This window comes from Agrobacterium albertimagni AOL15 (assembly GCF_000300855.1).
GTDB lineage: Bacteria > Pseudomonadota > Alphaproteobacteria > Rhizobiales > Rhizobiaceae > Allorhizobium > Allorhizobium albertimagni.
In genome coordinates this window covers 532778-555056 of sequence record NZ_ALJF01000013.1, presented here as the reverse complement: position 1 = coordinate 555056, position 22279 = coordinate 532778, and the positions used below count along the sequence as shown (strand labels likewise).

Sequence of the window (22279 nt, the reverse complement as noted above, 5' to 3'; positions counted from 1 at the left end):
TTCGCCCGTTCAGCGTCGGGATCTATGCACCCAGCCACTGCAAACCCGTTGCAAGCCATGGCTTCAGTAGAAGACCCGCGACCGCTGCCAGCACCGCCAAACCTATGGCGGCCGATGGGCCAAATAGCTCGAATTTCAGCTCATCACGAAAGCCAGTTGCGGGCCGTGCGCCCATAAGGTTCGACGCGACCTCGTCACGGGCCGCGACGGCACCAAGAACGGTATCCGCAAGCTCTCCAGCTAACCGCTCGACCAGTATCAACGCAGCGGAGAACGCGAGCGCAAAGGGCGCCGGAATGGCGGCCCAAATCACACAGTGAGTAAGAAAGGCCAACCCCACGTAAACGACGCCGCGCGCCTGGCGTGACGCCATCGTGTTCGAGACCAGATTATCGGGCATGTGGGCCATAGCAGACGCCTTTCCAGGTTGTGGCGCTCCTGCAAAATGCCCTTGCGGGCGCGTTTCGTCAATCAACGCGCCCGAGACGTGGCAAAGGCGGGGTTACGGCTACAAGCCCCACTCACTCAGGTTCTTATCGGCGGCGCCCGGATCGGATCGGATCCGCATAACCGTTTGGCGTGTCAGTCCGGTTTCGTCGGCGATCGCCGTCACCCCGGCATCTTCCGCCAGCATCTCGATCACTCTCGCCAGTGTCTTTCGATCGAAGCTCGGCTTCCGGCCCCGGTAGACTTTCGTCCGTTGGGCCGCTTCCGCCTTGGCATGCTCAATCCCGGCCTTCTGGGCTATCTTGAGCGCTTCCGCCTGCGCTTGGGCCGACGCAGCCATAAAGGCGATCATCGCATCCCTCACGGCCATCTGCATGGGATCTTTGGTCGAGCCGTCAAAGGTCAGGCCGTTGATCACAGTCTTGATCACGACCCCTTGGGCCATGAATTCGCGGATCGTCTCTGTCACATCCGCATAGTTTCGCCCAAGGCGATCAACCCAGCGCACCACGAGCGTGTCGCCCTCTCGCAGCATGTCGAAAAGCCTTCGTCCTTCAGGTCGGTCCCGCATCTTGACGTTGAAGCCTGAGACGCCGTGATCGGCAACGACGCGGTCAAAGACGAACCCAGCCTTTTCAGCTTGGGTCTGTTGGTGGGCTAGGGTCTGCTCTGTGGTGGAGACCCGGCAATATAGAACTGTCTTCATGATGAATTGGCCGGCTTGCGCCGGCCCTCCTTGGTTGAAATGGATATGGCTCACATCACCCCGACGCAATAGGCGTCGGCGTATTCGGCATGGTTGCGCAGGAAGGTCGCGGTAGCTTCGCGAAGGCGGGGCCACTGGCAGTGCATCCAAATGGCTTCGATCTCTCCCAGAGCGTCCCTCGTCGTCGCCAGATCGCCCGATGCGATTGTCTCGCGCACTTCGTGCTGGAGCATGGCGAATTCACGGAGCATCTGTTCAGCATGGGCAATGTTCATAGCGTCTCTCCTTCGTACGCTTGGGTTGTGACCGTATACAATCATGACCGTTGACTGTATGTCAACCCGTACGTACGTAAAAAGTGACCGAAAATGCATTTACGCTACGGTATGCCCTAGCGGACACCATGAGACGGCCCTGATAGCATTGACGCGCCACGCTTGGCCGCAACGCAGCAGCGCCCGCGCCGCACCGCTGCTACCCTGCGCCCCCGCCCGCACCCCTGGCACATAGTCGCCCGCGCATCTGACCCCCACCGGGCCGCGCCGCTAGAAATTTGCGATTTCGTGGATGTTCGGACCTCTCAAAACGCACCCGCCCCGCTGGCTTCGGGAGCTGTTTCCTGCTACATTCGTGTCGCTGGTAAACCGCGAAAATCGAGCAGTCGCATCGCCGCCCGTCTCGGGCTCTCGTCAATCGAACAAAACCCGTCAGCACTCCGCCGACGCGCCAGTTCGTGACCATGCGATGCAGCCATGCGCCCCTTTGATCCCGCCGAACCCTTCGCAGTATTCCTCCGGAAACGGAGGGGTAGATCAGTCAGTCAGCACAGCCGAAACTTCGACAACATCAACGTCGAAGCAGGTTGCACCGTGGACGGCATCGCAGTACAGGCAGCAAATCAGAGTGCGGCTCACGCAATTCAGCAATTGCGCCTGGTCGGCGGGCAATCGGATTGGACCTTCAATCTCCAGATGGGTCTTGGGACCATTCTGGACCTCTCCGACCCCCGGCGCGAGAGGTACGAGCTGCCCGACAGCCGACCGACGCGGGATCTGCTCGCTGGCGTCTACGGAGCACTTGGAAATGCTATTCGGTGGGGTACGTCTGACCCCTACATGGGAAAGATCGAGGCCGAGCATCTGACCGAAGGCCTGCTGGCCGCCGCGCGGCTGGTCGAGGCGATCGACAAAGAAGACACCAGCGCCGACCGGTACATCGATGACCGCACCCGCGTGAAGATCCTCATCCACCACGCCCGAATTGCCGAACACCGCCAGAACCTCGAAAGGCGCCGGCGAGATCGTGAGCATGGGACCATCGACCAGATACTCGGAAAGGCGGCTAACGAGGCCGAGTTGTTCGCATGAGCACCAAGACCGGGAACGAATGCCTCGAAATTGCCGTCGCCAAGCTCAGCAACGCAGCCGAGGGCAAGCATGCCCTTCTGAATTGCGCTGACGGCCTTTCCGCAATGATCGCGGCCACCAGCTTGGGCGGGCTCGATCAGACCCTCGCGGCTGATGCTCAGCGGCTCTTGTTCGCAGTAGCCCCGCAGGTGGTCGCCGATCCGGCGCTCATGGGCCGGCTTCCTGCCGAGCATGTCTATCACGCGCTTGGCGCGGCCTCTGCGGCTCTGACAGCTTCGGACCCTGACAGGTTTCTGTGGTTGTTGGCCTTCACTCGGCTGTTCGAAGCCGAGATCCGGGCCTTGCATCTGCGCAGCCTCGTCGCTGCCTGCAATCAGCCCGATCTTGCCCACGCTATCAGCCGCAACCCTCTCGCCGCCGTGTTCCATCCCGAACCGATGACGGCGCACTGAAGGAACCGACGCCATGATTTCGAAAAATCGGCATTTCAACAGCCCAATTATGGCTCAAGCCGCCGCAAACCTGTCGTCGCTGTTCGCTCCCGCCATGGGCATGGAGAGCGGTGCAGACGCAGCCGCCTATGCGACGGCCGATGCGCGCCGCGCTGAGATGAACAATCTCGGTCGACTTTTTGAGTATTCGCAAGACCCGAACCTTGACCAGACACGCTTCGACCGAATGGGGCAGGCAGTCGGCCGATGGAACCCGTCGCAGGGCTACTACGCTGTAGATCAGGGCAACGCGACGCAGCGTTACGGGTACGACACTCAGGCCGCGACGTCGCTCCAGAACAACACCGCTGATAACCTGCGCGCATTGGAAGAGCGCCGCATGATGGAAGCGGCTGCGATGGATCGCCAGATGGCTTCTCCGGTGGTCCTCAATCAAGGCCAGCGGGCCTTTTTGCCTTCCCTGACCGTTGAAGCAACGGACCTGATGCAGATCCTGGAGGGCGCGCCCAAGCCGCTCAGCGAAACGGAATGGACCGCTCAGCAGAACCAGCGCCTGCTCGACAACGGCCGTCTGACAGACGCCGACCTGATGGACGCCATCATGGGCGACAAAGCCCCGGTGAAGGCAATCGATCCGCGCACCAATCAGCCCGCTTTCATGACGCCAGGGGCAGCGACAAGGACAGGGGCTCAGCCCTATGAGCCGGCCAGCGCCGAGCGCGTCGACAACTATCTGGCAGTCGGCCCCGATGGGCAGGAATTCCGCTTCCCCGGCATCGTCGGGCCAGATGGTCGGATCGTGAACGCGAACAACGGCCAGGTCGTGACGAACGTGATCCGCAAGGAAGGCACTGGCGGCGGCATGTCCCTTGAGGCCGATGGCCAGGGCGGCATCCGCTTCACGACGGGCGGGACCGGCAACACGGTCAGCCAGCAGACACAGCTTCAGGGCCAGCGGGACGCAGCAGCGCGCAGCGCACGTGAGCTTCAGACCTTGTTCGACAACATCTCGGCTTCTGATGTCGGCGTTGCGGGTAACTTCAATGAGCTTCTGACGAACTATGGCGCCCAGATCTGGCCCGAGGTGGCCCGCGGCGACGTGACCTCGATGCGGGCTCAGATGACCGCAACCACCATGGGACTGGCCCGCAGCTTGGCCGGTGACAGCCGGATCTCTGATACCGATCGGCGCATGGCCCAAGAGGTCATGGCCGGCAAGGGCTTGGGCGAGAGCTTGCCCGGCGCAAGGGCGAAGATTGCAGCGCTCACAGTCCTGCATGCCTATCGCGAGAAGTTCGCCGGTACGCTGGCCGAAGGCGGCGAAGCCCTGCCCCCGATCAATCGCGCAGTCGTGGGCCAGCTTGTCGATGAAGGCGCAATCTCGCCGGCACTGGCACAGACCTACGTTGAGACCATGCTCAGCACCAGCCGGGGCGGCCCGACGCGGGTTCCGGGAATGGACAGCCTGCAACCGAACCAGCCCGCGCAGGCCCCCGCCTCGCCTCAGTCGCCACCGCCCGGAGTTGATCCAGCCGATTGGGAATTCCTGACCCCTGAAGAGAAGAGGCTTTTCGGACAATGACCCCTGAACAGCAGAAAGCCCTTGCTCTCGCCCGCGCTCGTCGCCGCCGCACCGAGGCCGAACAGATGGAAATCCGGCCGGAAGACCGCCGAGACAGCCGGGGCGTTCCGGGTGGTCCCGATCTGCCCGCGATCCCGCCGCCGGGGCGCGCCGAGCGTGCAATTGATACCGCCGGCACGGTTATGGGCGCACCGCTCGACATGGCCGACAGCGTTCTCAGCAGCATTTTCGGCATGCCGCCTTCTGAGATCTCTGCGGGCGAGCTGTTCGGCTCGGGAATGCAGGCCGTCGCGGGCATCAAGGAAAACCGCCACATCGAGGCGACCAATCCGGGCATTCAGCCGGGCGGGGCTCCGCTCAGCGAGCGGGCCTACTCCTCATTCCTGAACACGCCTGAAGCCCGCGATCGCTATCTGACGAACACCTACGGCGCGCAGAATGAAGGCTGGTATGTCCTGAACGACCAGTTTGGCAATCCGACCGATCGGCGTGTTGTTCGGGATAAGGACGGCATCGAGCGTCTGTTCAATCCGCCAGGCATCGACATGGGCGATATTGCCAGCATGTCCGGCGGCGTGCCTGATCTCGTCGGGGCCATTGGCGGCGCGGCGGCATCCGTGCCGGCCTATTCCGTCAGCCCCGCCGTGGGCATCCCCGCTTCGGCGGTCATGTCTGCCGCAGGCGCCCAGATGGTCGGCGAGACCGTCGGTCGCCTCTTTCCCGAGAACCGGGAAGTCGAGCCGTCGATTGTTGACGACGTTCTGCCCCGCGCGGCTGGAGAGGCCAGCGTGGACGCGCTCCTTGGGACCATCTTCGGCGGGGCCGGCAGGCTGGCATCCGGCGCGACGAATTGGGCCAAAGCCCCCTTTGCCAAGTCGGCATCCGATCCCATCGCGACTGAATTCCGGCAGGCATCCGAACGCCTGCGCTCCCAGGGCTATGATATCGCCCCGCTGGCATCCGAAGAGGGCGCGGGCGGGTTCATCCCCCGAATGGAAGGCATGCTTGAAAAGCTCCCCGGATCGAGCGAAGCGATGCGTCAATATCGCCAGCGCGGCGATCAGGCTGTTTCTCGCTTCCAGGATGATCTGGCCGGCGGCGTGGATCCGAACCAGGTCGGACGGGAGGCTGTGGGCGAGCTTTCGACGCAGAGGCAAAATCTGACGATCGACCGTGAGCAGGCCCTGACCCGCGCCGATCAGGCTATTGACCGGAACCAGGCCAGCTTGACCGAGCGGCAAGGCCCGCTGATGTCGGCTGAAGGCGCCGGCCAGCAGACCCGTGCAGGCTTGGACCGTGCGCGGCAGGAGTTCAAGGACGAGGCGAAGCGGCTCTATGATGCCGCGCGCGCCGCTCCCGGCGGTCAGGACGCAATCGTGAATGTCGGCCCGGTTCGGGATCAGGTGGCCCGCATCCGGGAGGCGCTGCCTCCGACTGCTGACGGCAGCCCGAGCAACCGGTTCACGCCGCAGGGACTTTCCCGCTTCCTGCTTGGCGTCGATGACATTGCCGAGAACGTGACCATTGAGCAGGCTCGCCAGATGCGATCCCTGATCATGGACGCGATCGACGACAAAACTCTGATGCCTGGGGTGCCGGAACGCTACCTGAACCAGTTGAACCAGGCGATCTCTCGCTCGATTGATGACAGCGTTGCCCGTGCCGGAACGCCGCAACTGCGCCAGGCGCTTTCCCAGGCGAACCGGTTCTATGCGCAGAACATCGACCGCTTCAACCGCAAGGGCATCGCGGAGACCTACCGCGAACCGACGCAATCGGGCTTTGTGGAAGACAACAAGCTGGTCGAGCGGCTGCTGACTGGCAGAGGTGCGCCCGGCGTGATCCGCGAGACCCGCGACCTGATGGGAGCTGACAGCCGCGAATGGGCTGCCACCAGAAGGAGCGCCGTCGAGCAGATCCTGGACACCGGGCGGGACCAGACCCGGCAGGGCCGCAAAGTGGTCAACGTTGACGGGCTCGTGGAAAGGCTCAACCGGCTGGACGATGAAGCCGTGACCGAGCTTTTCGGCGTTGCCGACGCTCAGCAGCTTCGCAATCTGGCCGTCGATATCTCGAACCGATCGAAGTATCTCGACGCCGAGGCGCTATCCCAGAACGGAACGCCCAACATCATGAGCCAATTGCGAGCCGCAGCCGTCGCCGAGGACCAGATCGCCCGTCAGTACCGCGACAGCGCAATCGGGCCTTTCCTTCGGGGCGAGAACGGCGCGGCTGCCAAGCTGAACGCCGAAGAGTTGGTGCCGTGGCTCTATCGCCGCGCTTCGCCCAATGAGGCCCTGCAGGTCATGACCAAGCTGCCGGCGCCGATGAAGGCCCAAGTCGAGCGCGGGATCGTCGCGGACATCGTTGAAAGCGCGATCAGCCGCGGCGGTGGCGACATGTCGGCCGTGCGTCGTCTCGTGACCAACGAAGCAAACCCGGCAGATAGTCAGGGCATCGCGGAACTCCTCGGGGCGGGCAAGGACAGTGTGAGCCGCCAGCAGGCGGATCGGATCAACGCGCTCGTGTCGCCTGAAAACCGCCAGGCGCTGCGGGATCTGGCCCTGATCACGGCTCGCCGCCAGGAACGGGACGCCACGACCAGCGCGATCGGCGGACTTGCTGCAGGCGCTGCGGTGACGGGCATGCTCTCTTCTCCAGGCCGTGCTTTCCAGGGCGCCGTCGTTGCTCGTGGTCTCGCTGCCTTGATCACGCAACCCGGCTTCAGGCGCTGGATGACCAACACCAACCGCAAAACCATAAGCCCTGGCGCACAAGCCCAGATGACGGCGCTCACGCCCCAGGCGATCGGGCTAGCCGGCAACGCGTTGGCTGAGAACTCAGACGTGCAAGCCGCTTTGGAGTGGCTGAATGCTGGCGCATCCCAGGTCAACGAAGCGGGCGAGCGTGTGACCCGGCCGCCTCAGGGCGCTGGATCATGGGAAGACTTCTTCGAGCGCGAGATTGCGCGATAGACTGCTACACTTCACACGTGACTCAGAAGATGCGTTTAGTCGGCTTCGAGCAAAACGTCGTCGTCGCCTTCTTCCACGTCTTCCTCCACGCGAACCGTGGCTGCCATGGGTGGTAGTACGGGGAACTCTGCTCGCATCTGCTGGGTGACTATTGCTGCCAACGAAGCAAAGTTACCCCATATTACTGTCTGCGCGTATTTACGCGCGGATAGCTCCACAGCCGCTGCATCCATGTTTTCACACTGAAGGCCACAAAAGTAACGAGCCCGTATTGCCGTGCGGTAGGCTTTCGAGCCTTTCTCGCCCTTGCCGATTATTACCTTCGCGTTGAAGAAATACAAAGAATCTTCGACAAATTTGGGCGGCGTCACTACCAAGCTGTAGTTCAACTCTACGTCGTCAACATCCTCGAACGATGGGTCGAAAGAGAGATCGATATCAAGCAGCGATAAGCCTGCAATGGCGGACGTCGGCTTACTTTTCTTTGGCTGCGGCTTCTTAGGCATCGAACTTTGCTCTTGGCGCCACTTTCGCTACACGGCGCAACAACGCTTGGTCATCCTGAGATTCGTCATTCCAGCGGTGAAAATTCAAACGAACCTCTCGGCCATACTCATGGGACGCATCACTCCCAGCATGGGATGTTATTATTTTCGTCCATTGGGCGATCGATGCGGCGTCGATATGTGCTTTCGACTTGGAAAAAACGCCGTCGATCCTCTCCGAGAGCTTTCCACATTCAAGCTTTTCGTCGATTGACACGCAGATCCACTTGTTGAGGGTCATGCCCTCATCGGCGGCACGCATAGCCGCGCGCTTGTGTAGCTCAGGCCCAAGCCGCACATTGAAGCTGCCCTTGAACGGCTGTGTCGGCTCTCGCCCTTCCTCTGCACAGTCGAGCAAGTACGCTTCTATGAGGTCCTCTAGCGCCTTTTGCGCATCAGATGCTCTATCCACCTCGGCGACCAGAAGATCGTCGATGTGGAGCACTTTCACGAAAAGGGTGCCGTCTTCGAACTCAACGGAAGCTTGATAGCCTTTGTAGTTCACCGTTTTCATATCAATCCTTGCTCTTCGAGCGTGTCACGTATCTGACGCACCAGGTATAGCTTTATCTCCTTATCGGGATGCGGCTCGTGAAACCTGATGATGTGCTTCGTCTTGTCATGCACGAATTTACGCCCGGAACCCCCGTTCGCCGTCTTGTCGGAGTAACCCAGGTTGCCGAGCAGACGCAGAAGCTCCTTGTAAGGGAACGGTCCTTGGCATGCCCTAAAGTCCTGAAGCAGTCGTTCTGCGCGCGACATAGACAGCTACCTAACGTCTATTCCACGACCACAGTTCCGATGCAACTGAATTTTAGTCGCATGCGCCAGCGCATCGTATGTAGGGAATGTTTCGGACAAGTTAATGGCCACCGCCTGCGAATAAACCTAGTGATTCCGTGAAACTACATCGTGTCATCCTAAATTGGGAAGAGGTACGGGTAGTTATCGACTGTTGATCAGCTGCAACCCTTGCTCTTCAGGGTGTTCTCGATTGCTTGAACCTTCCCCTTCGCAACGGCAACCTGACCTTCCTTGTCGCCGCCGACGGCCGAGGACATTGGTACGCCGATCAGGAACACGCCGACTGCGTCGCCGGTGGCCGCTTCATTCTGAGCCTTCGAAACTGCGGCGAGGTTCTGTTGCTCCTTGATCAGCTCATTCCCAAGCTGCTGGCAGCTCTGGCCCTGGTACACGGCCATGGGGATATCGACTGGCACGATTGCGTCCGGGCGTTTGGCGCAGGATGAGAGAGCGGCAAGTGTTGCCGCGGCGACGACGTATTTCTTCATGATGCTCCCCAGCATGGTTTCCAAGCAGCAAGCTATCCGGGGAGTACTCAGAAATAAAGAGTTGTCTTGGTTTCCCACACAGACCTTAGGCTGAGGGACGGCCTCAGGAACTGTGGGAGATAGATGGCTGATCTCCTTGTACATTCCACGTAAATCAAGTAGGATTTCAGTGCTGGTAAACGGCGGAAAATCGAGCAGTCCGCACCACCGCTTCTTTGAAGCTGAGATCAACTCCTTCGCCCTTCCCTCGCCTTATGACGCGAGTTCCGCGAAGTTGTTTACGTGGTGCGATATATGCCTCCGCTGACACCGTACAGCCGTAGCTACTCCTTCACCGACTATCAGGCCAGTAACCCCTCGGCTCCTCTGCCCGGCATCCAGGTCGACAGCGAACTGGAAAACGTAGAACAGTCGATCGGCGGGATCGTGAACGCGATCAACGACGTGCGTAGATCCGACGGCAAGCTAAAGAATGCTATCGTCACGATCGACAGTCTCAGCCCTCAAGTGGCCGCGGGTGTCGGCGCCGGTGCGCTCGCTTCTGCGGAAGCCGCCGCTGCATCGGAATTGGCAGCCGCAGCAAGTGAAGCCGCCGCTGCTTCGTCGGCCTCTGCTGCGGCTGGCTCGGCCGCAAATGCTAGCGACGCCCTCGAAGATACGGAGATAGCTCAGGCACAAGCGGACACGGCCCGTGTCGCAGCGCAAACGGCCCGCGATTATGCCTACCAGTGGTCCAGCGCGGCGTCCGGCGTGGACGTCAACGACGGCGTGAACCCGGTCAACAAATCGGCCTATCATTGGGCACAGGTCGCGCTGGCGGCTGCGGCGGGCTCGATCGCTGATGGATCGGTGACGACGGCGAAGCTGGCCGATAACTCGGTCACTTCGGCCAAGATCGTGAACGGTACGATCGCCACGGCGGATCTCGCAGACGGGGCCGTGGCAACGGCGAAGATCGCTGATGAGAGTGTCACGACTGCGAAACTGGCTAGCAGTATTGCCGTTGTGCGGTTTGACGCCGTGCAGTCGCGGACGCTGACAGAGCGCGGTCAGGCGCTCGCGAATATCGGCGGCGGCGTCCTCGCCGGTTTCCGCAACAAGCTGATTAACGGGGCTGCGCAGATCATTCAGCGCGGCGGGCGCACGATCGCGGCAGGGGCTTCGGCCTATGTCTTCGACCGGTTTCTAGTGACAAACAACACCAACCAGACGGTTACAGTCAGCCAGGTAGCCTTTGCCCTTGGCAGCGGCTTCGCCCGCGAAGCCCGAAACGCAATGCGCTTCAGCTTCACCACCGCTCCGACCACCGGAACGCTTCGCATTGAGCAGCGCATCGAGTTCGTGGATAGCATTCGGGCGACTGACCACACCTTTATCGCGTGGATGTCTGGACCGAGCGGATCAGAAGCTCTCGCGGCAGAGTTCATCCAGAATTTCGGGACGGGCGGCTCGCCTTCTACGCAGGTTGTCACTCCGATGACTTTCGCAGGGTCGAGCCCGACGACGATCTTCTCGGCATCGACCAACCGGCGGGCTTGGGGTGTTACCGTTCCTTCGTTATCGGGCAAGTTTCTCGGTATCAACGGCAACGATTTCGCCGCTGCGGCAATCGTAATGACACCCCGGCAGGCTGGCAACTACGATCTGACTTGGCTGTCGTTCGTGGAAGGGAATGCAACGTCGGAAGAAGACCCCTTTGCTCCGCGTGATCGCGGGCACGAAATTGCCCTTTGTCAGCGCTTCTTTGAAAAGAGCTATTCTTTGACCGTCCCGCCGGGAACGGCAACAACGAACGGCCAAGAAGCGGCTGTTTCCCCGGCTGGCGGTATCGGGGCAATGCGCTTCTCACCAAGGTTCAAAGTGCAGAAGCGCTCTGCGAACCCGACAGTTGTGCTTTACAGCCCGTTTAACGGGTCTCAGGGCTTCATTTATGATGGCCCCGCGCTCACGAACCGAGCGGCGTCGGTCGATATCACCTCTGATGGCGCTTTCTCGTGCGTAAATAACGTCACGACGACATCAGGCGCTACCCACTCAGTCCAATGGGCAACGGATGTGGAGCTTTGATCATGGAAGTTCACAGTTATAACTTCGCGGGCCTGATCGAGGCCACCATCGACGGCGTCCGCATGACCGTTCCCGACAACATGGGAAACCGCCATCGACAGATGATTGCGGAGTGGGAGGCAGACGGGAATACGATCCCGGCTTTCGAGCCCCCGCCGGCGCCGGTACCGGAAGGCATCTCCGACCGGCAGTTCTTTCACATTCTCGCGGTGGACGGCCTCATCACCGAAGCCGAAGCCCTCGCTGCCGTGAAGACCGGCGATGCGCCGGCGGCATTCGAGACACTTATCGCATTATTGCCTGGGGACGAGCGGTTCGGTGCACGGATGCTTCTGGAGGGCGCGACGACATTCGAACGCCGTCACCCCCTCACTGACGCATTCGGCACGATGTACGGCATGACGTCCGAGCAGGTCGATGACTTATGGCGGCGTGCTGCGGCGCTATAGTTTGGAGTTCGCGCCCATGCGTGTTCGATTCCTCACCGATCGGGACAACGGCGACCACTATCTGACCCCTGCCCAGGTGATCGAACTGGTCAACGCCGGCAAAGCGTTCATGCAAGTTCTGCACGAGGCTAAGCGCGCGCTGAAGGCGGCAGACCCGATCCCGGTCGACTACGATGACGACAGCTACTGGCCATCAGCGTGACTGTCGCGTTGCTTTCGAGCGGCTGGGCGTTTCAGCAGCCATTCGTTGGCACGAATTTGAAGCTCAATCGCCGCCAAGATCTTCAGCAAGGACTTCCAAATTGCGAGGGTTATCGAGGCGCCAGCGCTGACCTTCTCTTCTGAGATCACCGGTGATCATAACCGGATTTTTGTCGTCGTGCGCAGCGAGTGCAACCGTATAGAGATCTGACGGAAGCTTCGTTTTGACTGAGACTGGTTTGCCATCCACGAACGTCTTAACAGTGACTTGTCCGTCATCATCTTCCACACGTCGCCCGGCGCCGACCACGTAACCTTCAAGACGTTCGTCTGGCCGCGGTTCCTGAAGGCGAAGGACGCGTGCTGCTTCGCGCAGAACTTCGCTCTCCGACTTCCCGAAGACGACCCGGCGCCGAGCTTCAGGTGTGGGTCGGGTTCTGGACCATGTTACGGAGACATCAAGACCTTGCCCCACGTCAATGAGGCTCGACAGAGCCTCGCACAGGTTCGCGCTTACTCCTCTTTGAACGGATTTCAGGAAGGCGCTTATTCCTTCCCCCCGGACAACCTGCTCAGCGGCTTTGTGCGCGGCTTGTAGGCCGTCAGCTAGATAACGGGTAACAAGACGGTCGAAGGGTTCCTCCGTAGGCACAGGCCAGAAGTCAGGTTGCTTGGGTTCAAGTGATGGGGGTACCGGTGCGAAAAGCGTCACGACAAAGCTGCCATGCTCGGTCTGCCCAAGCCTCACGCGGTTCATATATGCCGTGGCTTCCTTGTTCTTCCCGGTTCGATATGCGGGTCGCGGATCATTCGCGGAGCAGGCTGCCGACAGAAGTATCTCTCTTGCCTGCGCGAAAATGTTCACGCCTGCATCAACCTGCACCGAGCCATCGTCGTCTGCTTCCGGTGCCCTTACACGGATGACGTCCCGGTCCGACCCAATCAGGTCTCTAAAGACCTGCATTTCCGTGCGCCCTTCGAACCGTGCTAACTCGTCAATGATCTCGGCAACTATCCTTGGATAATCTCCTAGCTGTGCGGTGCCTGGGATAATAAGCTCCGGTCCACCTTCGCGTACATAGATGTCCGAATGCTCGCCGTATCGGTCAGTCCTCGCCCAACCCTCCGTAGTCGCGTAAGACATCAGGGCAAAGGGAGTAACCGAACCTAGGATCTCAGGATCGACAATCACGGCGTTCATCTTAATGTTCCTGTCCGGGACATTTCCAAGAGCCTGACAAGCCCAGGCACGTCAAATCTATTGTTCGACGGCACGTCAACAGTCACCGTGGTCGAATTTGCGGACGCGGGTGAACCGGTAAGACACACCCAATACGCACAGTTCCTGAGAATCAGGCAATCGATACCAACATTCACCCAATCAACTTGCTCAGATGGCAGATGCATCACCACCAATATGCGTGGTGTTTGCGTCTGAATAATGAGGTGATCGTAATTCCTTCTTTTCAGGGGAAATTTCCAAACGTCTTCCGACTTCGTTAGGTTTATCGTCGCCTTGACCTGAGCGTCTATCTTCGGTCGAAATCCTCCACCGGCTTCAATTGTGACATCAATGCCGTCCCTATCGAAGTTTCTCAGGGCAACGACATAGCCGGCCGCTGCGGCGACCGCATGAACATACGCCGTCGACAACGCCTCCTCGATATCAGTCGCTGCCAAAAGAGAATCCATTGCCGCCCCTCATTCTCCCAGAACAATGCCTTACAGAGATTTGCAAACAGTTTCCACCTTGGAAGAACTCGTCTCAACGGGGTCACAATAGTGCATCGCACACCTGATCCCGTTTGGCGTCGGCGCGTCGTTCAAGGTGCAGCCGTTACCGCGGGCGATCCGGTTAAGCAGATCCGGCATCACCACGTCCCGGGCCGACACGCGCAATCATCGCGTCACCGTCGTAACGGCGCCGGATCTCGCATCTCAGGCATTCAACGTGGATCTTTTGGCCGGCGTATTCGGCAAGGGTGCGGGCTCCCCTGGATGAAGACATGGGCGGTCACTCGTGGGCCGCCGCATATGGCCCGGTTATTCGTTCATGTCGCCGCCGGGCTCTCTATCGCTCGAATGGCCGAGACGCGCAAGCCTGGCAGTCGAGCGGCGACCTTCTGACGCTCTCCGGCTCTCTCCAGAAACTTCTTCGGCTGCCGAGGGCGCTTGTCGCGCTCATGTCGCGTCGATTCGCCGAGCATCAGTGAAAACCATTGGAAACCAACGTTTCTCATTTGCAACATGGCGCGACAAGGATTTGAGCGATTTCAGAGCTAAGTGCTTGAAATTTATGGTGCCCCCGGCAAGGTTCGAACTCGCGACCCCCTGATTACAAATCAGGTGCTCTACCAACTGAGCTACAAGGGCAGTGCGGGGTGTTTAGGCGGAAATCGGTTTGCGGTAAAGCAAAAAATCGGGCCAGGGTTAGCGGAAATGGTGAATAGCCAAGCGCAGGCCCGATGCTTCGCCCACCAGCGCGCCGAACCGATTCCGGGGCAAAACGGCTTGTGGTTACAGGTAGATGTCATGTACCACTTGGCGACATTTCATCAGGGCTCGCCATGTCTCGCACGTTCCGGTCGCTCGCCTTCATCGCCTCCAATACGGACGAAGCCCAGGCTTCGCGCAATGAGCTGATTCGCCGCTATGGTCATACCGAGCCAGCCGAGGCCGACGTGATCGTGGCACTCGGCGGCGACGGCTTCATGCTGCAGACGCTGCATGACACGATGAACAGCGGCAAGCTGATCTACGGCATGAACCGCGGCTCCGTCGGCTTCCTGATGAACGATTATTCGACGGACGAACTCACCGAGCGGATCTCGGCGGCGGTCGAGAATGACTTTCACCCGCTGAAGATGACGACGAGCAATGCGGACGGGTCGGTATCCTTCGCATTGGCGATCAACGAGGTCTCGGTGCTGCGGCAGTCCTATCAGGCAGCCAAGCTCCGGGTCATAATCGACGGACAAGTCCGGCTGGAGGAACTGATCTGCGACGGCCTGATGGTGGCGACGCCGGTCGGCTCGACCGCATACAATCTCTCGGCGCATGGGCCTATCCTGCCGCTGGAGGCACCGCTTCTGGCGCTCACACCCGTCAGTGCCTTCCGTCCGCGGCGCTGGCGTGGGGCGTTGCTGCCCGACAAGGTGACCGTGGTGCTCGAGGTGCTGGAGCCGGGGAAGCGGCCGGTCAACGCGGTGGCCGACCACACGGAGGTCAAATCGGTTCTTCGAGTGGAGATCGCGCAGTCGGAGGACACGACGGCGCGCATCCTGTCGGATCCCGACCGCTCATGGTCAGACCGAATCATCGCCGAACAGTTTTCCGATTGAGGTTCTCCATGAAGCTTCTCGCCCTCTCCGCCCTCCTGGTCCCCCTGCTCTTTTCCGCTCCGGTGATCGCAGACGAGATCGATGAGCTCCCCGTGACCGCCACCTTCGTGATCAGCGGCGGCTACTGGGAATCGGGGCCGGAAGGCGTCGCGGGGGTCGAGACGCCGGTCGAGGCCGGCGAACGGGGCTACTACAAGCTGGTCGCCATCCGCCAGGCGGATCGGACGGCGCGCATCCATTTGCAGATGATCGCCTCAGGCGAAGCGGGGCTCAGGCTTGTCGAGAGCGTCGAACTCGAAGAGTTCACGGCCATCAAACCCTATGTCACGGGCATTCGTCCCGAAAGCATGACCGGAGTTGCCGCAACGCCCGGATTCTTCGCCACCGTCTATCTGAAGACTTCGCCGGAAACCGAGCGTGTCGAGGAATGGACGGTGTTGATCGACGAGCTCGGCGACATCAAGGTCGAACGGGCGAGCAACTGAGCTTGCGTTAACCCTTTATTAGCTATGCGGTTTACAAGGGCGGTTAAGATTCCTTAAGGCTAGCCTCTCAAGAAGCTTACGGAATACCCGCCGTGTTCAACATCTCCCCCACTTCGTCCGGCAATAGGTTCCGTCTCAAACGGATCGAACAACTCGGGCGCATGATCGACGATGTCGTACGCATGAAGGGTTCCTGCAGCATCGTCGATCTCGGCGGCACGGCTGAATTCTGGCAGACATGGCAGTCGCGCCTCGATCTGGTGCACACGTCTGTCGAGTGCATCAACATCTCAGGCTCTCCTGACCAGGGCACTATCGATCTGCCAGGCGTGAAGACCACCATCGGCGATGCCTGCTCGCTTCCGATGTTCAAGGACAATGCTTTCGACATCGTGTTCTCCAATTCGGTCATCGAACATGTGGGATCGTGGACCAGAAAGCGGGCTTTCGCATCGGAAGCCAGACGGCTTGCGCCATCCTACGCGATCCAGACACCGAGCTTCTCCTTCCCGATCGAGCCGCATGCCAGGCTGCCCTTCATACACTGGCTGCCCGACCCGATGCGGTATCGGGCGCATTTGCTGATGCGCACGGGGTTCTATCCGAAGGCCGCCAACCTGGACGAGGCGATGGGCGCCCTGGAGGACGCCACGCTTATCGACCGCCGCCAGATGCAGCACCTGTTTCCAGACGCCACGATCTGCACGGAGACGTTCCTCGGATTTGCCAAGTCCTTCACGGCGATACGCCATACCGTGGCAGATGAGACGACTGCGGATCCGCCGCGGATGAGACGTGCGGCTTAGGCATGAAAAAAGGCGGAGCACCCGATGCTCCGCCTTTTTACGTCATGTCCGTTGATCGATGCGATCAGTCGATGTCAGACACTTCCGAAGCCTTGCCGCTGATGCGGTGAGCAAGGGCTGCTTCCATGAACTCGTTGAGCTCACCGTTCAGGACGCTATCCGGATCGGTGCTTTCAACGCCGGTGCGCAGGTCCTTGACCAGCTGGTAGGGCTGCAGCACGTAGGAGCGGATCTGGTGACCCCAGCCGATATCCGTCTTGGAGGCGGCTTCGGCATTGGCTGCTTCTTCGCGCTTCTTCAGCTCCACCTCGTAGAGACGGGCCCGCAGCATGTCCCAGGCCTTGGCGCGGTTCTTGTGCTGCGAGCGTTCCTGCTGGCAGGCAACCGCGATGCCGGTCGGGATATGCGTGATGCGCACAGCCGAGTCGGTCGTGTTGACGTGCTGTCCGCCGGCGCCCGAGGAGCGGTAGGTGTCGATGCGGCAATCGCTTTCGTTGATCTCGATCTGGATCGAGTCGTCGACGACCGGGTAGACCCAGATCGACGAGAACGAGGTGTGGCGACGGGCATTCGAATCGTAGGGCGAGATGCGGACCAGGCGATGCACGCCCGATTCGGTCTTCATCCAGCCATAGGCATTGTGACCCTTGATCAGGATGGTCGCGGACTTGATGCCGGCTTCTTCGCCGTCATGCACTTCCAGGACTTCCACCTTGAAGCCAGAGCGTTCGGCCCAGCGGGTATACATGCGCAGAAGCATGTTGGCCCAGTCCTGGCTTTCGGTGCCACCGGCGCCGGAATGGACTTCCACATAGGTGTCGTTGCCATCGGCTTCGCCGGAGAGCATGGCCTCGACCTGTCGGCGGGCAGCTTCCGTCTTCAGGGCCTTGAGCTGGTCCTCGGCATCCTTGACGACCGATTCGTCGCCCTCTTCCTCGCCCATCTCGATCAGCTCGATGTTGTCGTTCATCGCCTGTTCGAGGCGCTTCACGCCAGCAATGCTGTCATCCAGCTGCTGGCGCTCGCGCATCAGCTTCTGGGCTTCCTGGGCATCGTTCCAGAGGTTCGGATCCTCGGCCTTATTGTTCAACCAGTCCAGTCGTCTTATCGCCTGGTCCCAGTCAAAGATGCCTCCTCAGCAGGCTTATGGCCTGCTTGATTTCGTCGACGACATTTTCGATTTCATTACGCATGCGTTCGGTTCTCAACCTCTGAAACTGGTGAAAATCTGGTCTTCCGCATAGTTGCGCCCGGCCCTGATGTAAAGGGCCGGGCTGCGACGGATGGAAAGGATTGGATTAGAACAGACCGCCGGAACCGGAGGTGACGGCCTGATTGGCCTGCGGCGAGTCACGCAGGATTTCCTCCGGCGCCGCGTAGCCGTCCATGCCGATAATCGACAGCGAATCCGCCGGACCCGTGCCAGGCTTGAAGGCTTCGATGATCGTATCGGGCTCGCCCTCATAGGCAAACATGCCGGTGGTGCGATTGACCGGAATGAAGCTCATGCCGGCCGGGACGAAAAACTGGCCGGGTGGCGTGTCGGCCGTTGCCATCTGCATGAAGTCGTTGAAGACGGGGGCTGCAAGCGAACCGCCGGTCGAGCCGCGTCCCATGGGGGCCGGCTGGTCGAAGCCGATATAGACGCCGGCGACCAGATCGGGCGTGTATCCGACGAACCAGGCATCCTTTTCGTCATTCGACGTGCCGGTCTTGCCAGCGACAGGGCGACCAAGCTTGATCTTGCCGGCAGCCGTGCCGCGCGACACGACACCTTCCATCATCGAGGTGATCTGGTAGGCGGTCATCGGATCGAGAACCTGCTCGCGATTGTCGACGACTGTCGGCTCTTCCTGACCGGTGAAGCGCTCGGCGTTACAGGCCTCGCAGATGCGGTCCTCGTGCCGGAAGATGGTCTTGCCGTGACGGTCCTGGATACGGTCAATCAATGTCGGCTTGATCTGCTTGCCGCCGTTGGCGAAGACGGCATAGGCCGAGACCATGCGCATCACCGTGGTTTCGCCCGAGCCAAGCGACATGGCGAGCACCGGGTTCATCTTGTTATAGATGCCGAAGCGTTCGGCATATTCGGCGACGAGGTTCATGCCCATGTCGTTGGCGAGGCGCACCGTCATCAGGTTACGCGACTTCTCGATGCCAAGGCGCAGGGTCTGGGGACCGGCCGAGCCACCGCCGTAGTTCTGCGGGCGCCAGACCTGGCCACCGGAGACGAATTCGACGGGCGCATCCATGATGACCGAAGCCGGAGTGTAACCGGTGTCGAGAGCGGCGGCGTAGACGAAGGGCTTGAAGGAGGAACCGGGCTGGCGCATCGCCTGGGTCGCGCGGTTGAATTCCGACTGGGCGTAAGAGAAGCCGCCGGCGATTGCCAGCACGCGGCCCGTATGCGGATCCATGGCGACGAGGCCGCCCTGCACCTTGGGCAACTGGCGGAGGCGGTAGGCGCTCGAACCCTCTTCCTTGGCTTCGACATAGACGACGTCACCCGGATTGAGGACACCAACGGGCGACTTGCTCGACTTGCGATCGGCGCTCGCCGAGCGGAAGGCCCATTCCATATCGCCAGGTGCAATCCGGCCGCGGACACGCTCGGCGACGACCTTGCCGCCGGCTTCCTTGGCTGGCTGCAGGCCGATATCGACGCCATCGGCGGCAACGTCGAGCACGACGGCGACCTTCCATTCCGGCACATCGGCAAGCGCGGGGATTTCGGCGAGCGGAACGCCCCAATCGCCTTCCAGCGAAATGGTCTTGATCGGTTCGCGGAAGCCGCGACGCTGATCATATGTCAGGAGCGCCGACTGCAGCGCCTTGCGGGCCGCAACCTGCATCTTCGGATCAAGCGAGGTGCGAACTGAAAGGCCGCCTTCATAGAGCGCCTGATCGCCATATCGTTCGATGATCTGGCGACGGACTTCCTCGGCGAAATAATCCGAAGCGAAGAGCGAGGAGCCGGTCCGGCGCAGGTTGACGCCGAGCGGTTCCTTCTTGGCTTCGTCGCCCTCCTCGCGCGCGACAAAGCCATTTTCGACCATGCGGTCGATGACCCAGTTGCGGCGCTCGAGTGCCGCTTCGGTGCGGCGGAAGGGATGATAGTTATTCGGGCCCTTGGGGAGGGCCGCGAGATAGGCGGTTTCGGCGATGGTCAGTTCTGTTACCGACTTGTCGAAATAGGTGAGTGCCGCGCCGGCGATGCCATAGGCATTCAAGCCGAAGAAGATCTCGTTCAGGTAGAGTTCGAGGATCTTGTCCTTCGAATAGGCCTGCTCGATGCGGAAGGACAGGATCGCTTCCTTTATCTTGCGGTCCATGGTCTGGTCGGACGAGAGGAGGAAGTTCTTCGCCACCTGCTGGGTAATGGTCGAGGCACCGACTGGACGACGACCGGAGCCGAAATTCTGCAGGTTGACGACAATCGCGCGACCGAGACCGGTGATGTCAACACCGGGGTGGTTGTAGAAATTCTTGTCTTCGGCCGAGAGGAAGGCCGCCTTGACGCGGTCGGGGATCGCCTGGATCGGGAGGAACAGGCGGCGCTCGCGGGCATACTCGGCCATCAGCGCGCCGTTGCCGGCATGGATGCGGGTCGTGACCGGCGGCGAATAGCTGGCGAGAACCTCGTAGTCCGGCAGGTCTTTGGTTACACCTATCAGATAGACGGCGATGACCGCCGCGACGCCGAGCGCAAGCACGGACGCCAATCCGAAGAGATATCCAATCAGTCTGATCATGTTTCCGCTACCGGCTCTGCTTCAGGTTCGCGCGCTCTTCTTTAGAGCTTCGCATACCCTGTGGCGTTTTGCACGTCATGCGGTGGATGGCAAGACATGCGGACTTCACGTGTAAGGCCGGGCGATTCGAGATCGCTCACCTTTGCGTAACCTACATCGGAGTAACGGAGACAATGTGAGGAAAATAGGGCCGTTAGCGGCAGAAGTCCGCCGTGACCACAGCTTCCCTTTCACGATGTTGCCTATCCGCCATTGGCGAACTGCGGCTCGCGATATCGCTTGATCGCCTCAACCAGAAGATCGGCTACTCTGTCGCGCCAGGCAGGATCGAGCAGCAGCTTTTCATCGTCCTTGTTGGACAGGAAGCCGAGCTCCAGAAGAATGGAGGGCACATCGGGCGCCTGCAGAACTCGGAAGCCGGCATGGCGGTGGGGATTGTTGATCAGCGAGATCTGCCCCTCGAAGGAACCGACCACGGCCTGGGCCATGGCGATCGAGAAGGCCTGCGTTTCCCGACGCGTCAGATCGAGCAAGATGTCGCCGACCTCCGGCTCCGTTTCCGTCGGCAGCTGCACCCCGCCGATGGTGTCGGAAAAGTTCTCGCGCTCAGCCAGCTGGGCCGCCATGTGGTCGGACGCCTTGTCCGAAATCGTGTAGACCGTGGCGCCCCGGATGTCGGCCTGACGCAGCGTGTCGGCATGCAGCGAGATCAGGAGATCGGCCCCCTTCTGGCGCGCAATCAGCACGCGCTCGGAGAGCGACAGGAACTTGTCGGCGTCGCGTGTCATCACGGCTCGGATGCCCGGCAGGTCCTTCAGCTTCTCTTGCAAGATCTTGGCAAAGGCGAGCGTGATGTCCTTCTCTGCCGTCTTGGTGGATGCCCCCGTAGCGCCGGCATCGATCCCGCCATGGCCAGCGTCGATCGCGATGACAAACTCGTCGGTCGCGGGAGCTGCAACCGGAAGCGCGCTTGTGGGCGAAGCTCCCTCCTGCGGTTCGCTCCAGGCTTGACCCGAGACGAGTGCGGCAAAATCCTGGGCGGGAACCAGTTCGGCATCGAGCACAAGCCGATAGCCACCCTCGGCCTCGTTTGGCATGACGGTTGCGGTTGCAAGCCGTGCCGGACGTGCAGCCGTCAGCACCAACCGGGCGGAGGTGGCATCCATAGAGCCATAGCGGATGTCGCTGAAGAGGCCGGTCGCCTTCAGGTCGTCCTGCGCGAAGGCAAAGGCAGTGGCCGGAAGGTCGATGACAATACGATCAGGGTTGGCGATGTAGCGGATGGCGATCGTCGGCGCCCGGTCGAAGTCGAGCACGATGCGGGTCCGCGCCTCATCACCGGCGATGCGCGCACCATAGGCTACCAGACGTCCGGCAGGTGCCTCAGCAGTCACGGCATGGGCTGTACCGACACTCGGTGACACCGGCGCCAGCCAGACGAGCGCCGCCAGAACGATTCGGCTGAAAAGCGCATGTTTTCGCCCCGCCGGTACCGCCAATGCTCGTGTCAAATCCTGCCCCCGTCGCGGCGAAGTCACAACTGTGATGCAAATCACAAGCCGCACGCTTCGCCATTTTCTGCAATTGTCCGCCGCATGCCTCGCCCTGCCGGCCCGATGAGCGTGGAAATTGCGGTTCAGAACCGCTTTCACGCTCTGAATCACGCACACAGAGGCAGTGTCTCTAATTCACTGCCATTATGGCATAAATCCGTTTGCTCTTGCTATTGTGACGTAGAAAACATACAAGGCAAACGAGGGATAAAAGTGCAAACGGGATAGAATTCCGCCCACGGCTGCCAACCTCAGACAA

General features: G+C 60.6%; 22 protein-coding genes and 1 tRNA gene. 10 read left to right on the top strand and 13 right to left on the bottom strand.

Annotated features, from left to right (window positions below; translation table 11 throughout):
- Positions 1-22: 22 nt before the first annotated feature.
- The 3 genes from QWE_RS18365 to QWE_RS18355 all read right to left on the bottom strand — a co-directional run bounded on the left by QWE_RS18365 (position 23) and on the right by QWE_RS18355 (position 1428).
- On the bottom strand, positions 23-409 hold the full coding sequence (locus QWE_RS18365) for a hypothetical protein (RefSeq protein WP_006727673.1): 387 nt from the start codon (positions 407-409) through the stop codon (positions 23-25).
- Positions 410-508: 99 nt separating this feature from the next.
- A complete protein-coding gene (locus QWE_RS18360) occupies positions 509-1153 on the bottom strand; it encodes a recombinase family protein (RefSeq protein WP_040300482.1) in 645 nt (214 codons plus the stop codon).
- Between the two features lie 50 nt (positions 1154-1203).
- Positions 1204-1428, bottom strand: a complete 225-nt coding sequence (locus QWE_RS18355) for a hypothetical protein (protein WP_006727671.1) — start codon at positions 1426-1428, stop codon at positions 1204-1206.
- Between the two features lie 594 nt (positions 1429-2022).
- Here QWE_RS18355 and QWE_RS18350 point away from each other — a divergent pair.
- From QWE_RS18350 to QWE_RS18335, 4 genes are read left to right on the top strand one after another with little or no spacing between them, the layout of a single operon-like run.
- The gene (locus tag QWE_RS18350) at positions 2023-2520 is read left to right on the top strand and encodes a hypothetical protein (protein WP_006727670.1); all 498 of its coding nucleotides are present in this window, start codon (positions 2023-2025) and stop codon (positions 2518-2520) included.
- Positions 2517-2972, top strand: a complete 456-nt coding sequence (locus QWE_RS18345) for a hypothetical protein (RefSeq protein ID WP_006727669.1) — start codon at positions 2517-2519, stop codon at positions 2970-2972. Before QWE_RS18350 ends, QWE_RS18345 begins: the two co-directional genes overlap by 4 nt.
- A gap of 13 nt (positions 2973-2985) precedes the next feature.
- The gene (locus QWE_RS18340; protein ID WP_006727668.1) at positions 2986-4554 is read left to right on the top strand and encodes a hypothetical protein; all 1569 of its coding nucleotides are present in this window, start codon (positions 2986-2988) and stop codon (positions 4552-4554) included.
- Complete coding sequence (locus tag QWE_RS18335) at positions 4551-7529, top strand: hypothetical protein (protein ID WP_006727667.1); 2979 nt, start codon at positions 4551-4553, stop codon at positions 7527-7529. Before QWE_RS18340 ends, QWE_RS18335 begins: the two co-directional genes overlap by 4 nt.
- Positions 7530-7564: 35 nt before the next feature.
- Here QWE_RS18335 and QWE_RS18330 read toward each other — a convergent pair whose 3' ends face one another.
- The 4 genes from QWE_RS18330 to QWE_RS18315 form a co-directional block, all read right to left on the bottom strand.
- On the bottom strand, positions 7565-8035 hold the full coding sequence (locus QWE_RS18330; RefSeq protein WP_006727666.1) for a hypothetical protein: 471 nt from the start codon (positions 8033-8035) through the stop codon (positions 7565-7567).
- Positions 8028-8588, bottom strand: a complete 561-nt coding sequence (locus QWE_RS24505; RefSeq protein WP_006727665.1) for a type II toxin-antitoxin system HicB family antitoxin — start codon at positions 8586-8588, stop codon at positions 8028-8030. Before QWE_RS24505 ends, QWE_RS18330 begins: the two co-directional genes overlap by 8 nt.
- Positions 8585-8836 (bottom strand): type II toxin-antitoxin system HicA family toxin, encoded by a 252-nt coding sequence (locus QWE_RS26060; RefSeq protein WP_006727664.1) that lies wholly within the window; start codon positions 8834-8836, stop codon positions 8585-8587. Before QWE_RS26060 ends, QWE_RS24505 begins: the two co-directional genes overlap by 4 nt.
- A 197-nt stretch (positions 8837-9033) precedes the next feature.
- The gene (locus QWE_RS18315) at positions 9034-9366 is read right to left on the bottom strand and encodes a hypothetical protein (RefSeq protein ID WP_006727663.1); all 333 of its coding nucleotides are present in this window, start codon (positions 9364-9366) and stop codon (positions 9034-9036) included.
- A 294-nt stretch (positions 9367-9660) separates the two neighbouring features.
- Between QWE_RS18315 and QWE_RS24500 the strand changes: the two genes are divergently transcribed.
- The 3 genes from QWE_RS24500 to QWE_RS18300 are packed head-to-tail and all read left to right on the top strand — an operon-like array spanning position 9661 to position 12084.
- Positions 9661-11433, top strand: a complete 1773-nt coding sequence (locus QWE_RS24500) for a hypothetical protein (RefSeq protein ID WP_006727662.1) — start codon at positions 9661-9663, stop codon at positions 11431-11433.
- Positions 11434-11435: 2 nt separating this feature from the next.
- The gene (locus QWE_RS18305) at positions 11436-11882 is read left to right on the top strand and encodes a hypothetical protein (protein ID WP_006727661.1); all 447 of its coding nucleotides are present in this window, start codon (positions 11436-11438) and stop codon (positions 11880-11882) included.
- Positions 11883-11898: 16 nt separating this feature from the next.
- Positions 11899-12084 (top strand): DUF4376 domain-containing protein, encoded by a 186-nt coding sequence (locus QWE_RS18300; RefSeq protein WP_006727660.1) that lies wholly within the window; start codon positions 11899-11901, stop codon positions 12082-12084.
- Positions 12085-12147: 63 nt separating this feature from the next.
- Here the strand turns inward: QWE_RS18300 and QWE_RS18295 are convergent, their stop codons facing one another.
- The 3 genes from QWE_RS18295 to QWE_RS18285 all read right to left on the bottom strand — a co-directional run bounded on the left by QWE_RS18295 (position 12148) and on the right by QWE_RS18285 (position 14456).
- Positions 12148-13284 carry a hypothetical protein gene (locus QWE_RS18295; protein WP_006727659.1) on the bottom strand — a complete coding sequence of 379 codons (1137 nt, stop codon included), beginning with the start codon at positions 13282-13284 and terminating at the stop codon, positions 12148-12150.
- Positions 13281-13775, bottom strand: a complete 495-nt coding sequence (locus tag QWE_RS18290) for a DUF4365 domain-containing protein (RefSeq protein WP_006727658.1) — start codon at positions 13773-13775, stop codon at positions 13281-13283. Before QWE_RS18290 ends, QWE_RS18295 begins: the two co-directional genes overlap by 4 nt.
- A gap of 605 nt (positions 13776-14380) precedes the next feature.
- Positions 14381-14456 (bottom strand) — tRNA-Thr (locus QWE_RS18285).
- 194 nt (positions 14457-14650) lie between these two features.
- Here QWE_RS18285 and QWE_RS18280 point away from each other — a divergent pair.
- The 3 genes from QWE_RS18280 to QWE_RS18270 all read left to right on the top strand — a co-directional run bounded on the left by QWE_RS18280 (position 14651) and on the right by QWE_RS18270 (position 16715).
- Positions 14651-15424: an NAD kinase gene (locus tag QWE_RS18280; RefSeq protein WP_006727657.1), complete on the top strand. Its 774-nt coding sequence runs from the start codon at positions 14651-14653 to the stop codon at positions 15422-15424.
- An 8-nt stretch (positions 15425-15432) separates the two neighbouring features.
- Positions 15433-15909: a hypothetical protein gene (locus QWE_RS18275; protein WP_006727656.1), complete on the top strand. Its 477-nt coding sequence runs from the start codon at positions 15433-15435 to the stop codon at positions 15907-15909.
- Between the two features lie 92 nt (positions 15910-16001).
- Positions 16002-16715 carry a methyltransferase domain-containing protein gene (locus QWE_RS18270; RefSeq protein WP_052018218.1) on the top strand — a complete coding sequence of 238 codons (714 nt, stop codon included), beginning with the start codon at positions 16002-16004 and terminating at the stop codon, positions 16713-16715.
- Positions 16716-16779: 64 nt separating this feature from the next.
- On the opposite strand, the gene prfB is transcribed toward QWE_RS18270, so the two are convergent.
- The 3 genes from prfB to QWE_RS18255 all read right to left on the bottom strand — a co-directional run bounded on the left by prfB (position 16780) and on the right by QWE_RS18255 (position 21966).
- Positions 16780-17908 (bottom strand): peptide chain release factor 2 gene (prfB, locus tag QWE_RS18265; protein WP_167539704.1). Its coding sequence is split into 2 segments (ribosomal slippage): positions 16780-17838 and positions 17840-17908, totalling 1128 coding nucleotides; the frame shifts between segments, so codons are not numbered across the junction.
- A gap of 105 nt (positions 17909-18013) precedes the next feature.
- Entirely contained in the window at positions 18014-20467 is a 2454-nt protein-coding gene (locus tag QWE_RS18260) for a penicillin-binding protein 1A (RefSeq protein ID WP_006727653.1), read from the bottom strand.
- A gap of 242 nt (positions 20468-20709) precedes the next feature.
- Complete coding sequence (locus QWE_RS18255; protein WP_006727652.1) at positions 20710-21966, bottom strand: N-acetylmuramoyl-L-alanine amidase; 1257 nt, start codon at positions 21964-21966, stop codon at positions 20710-20712.
- Positions 21967-22279 lie beyond the last annotated feature (313 nt).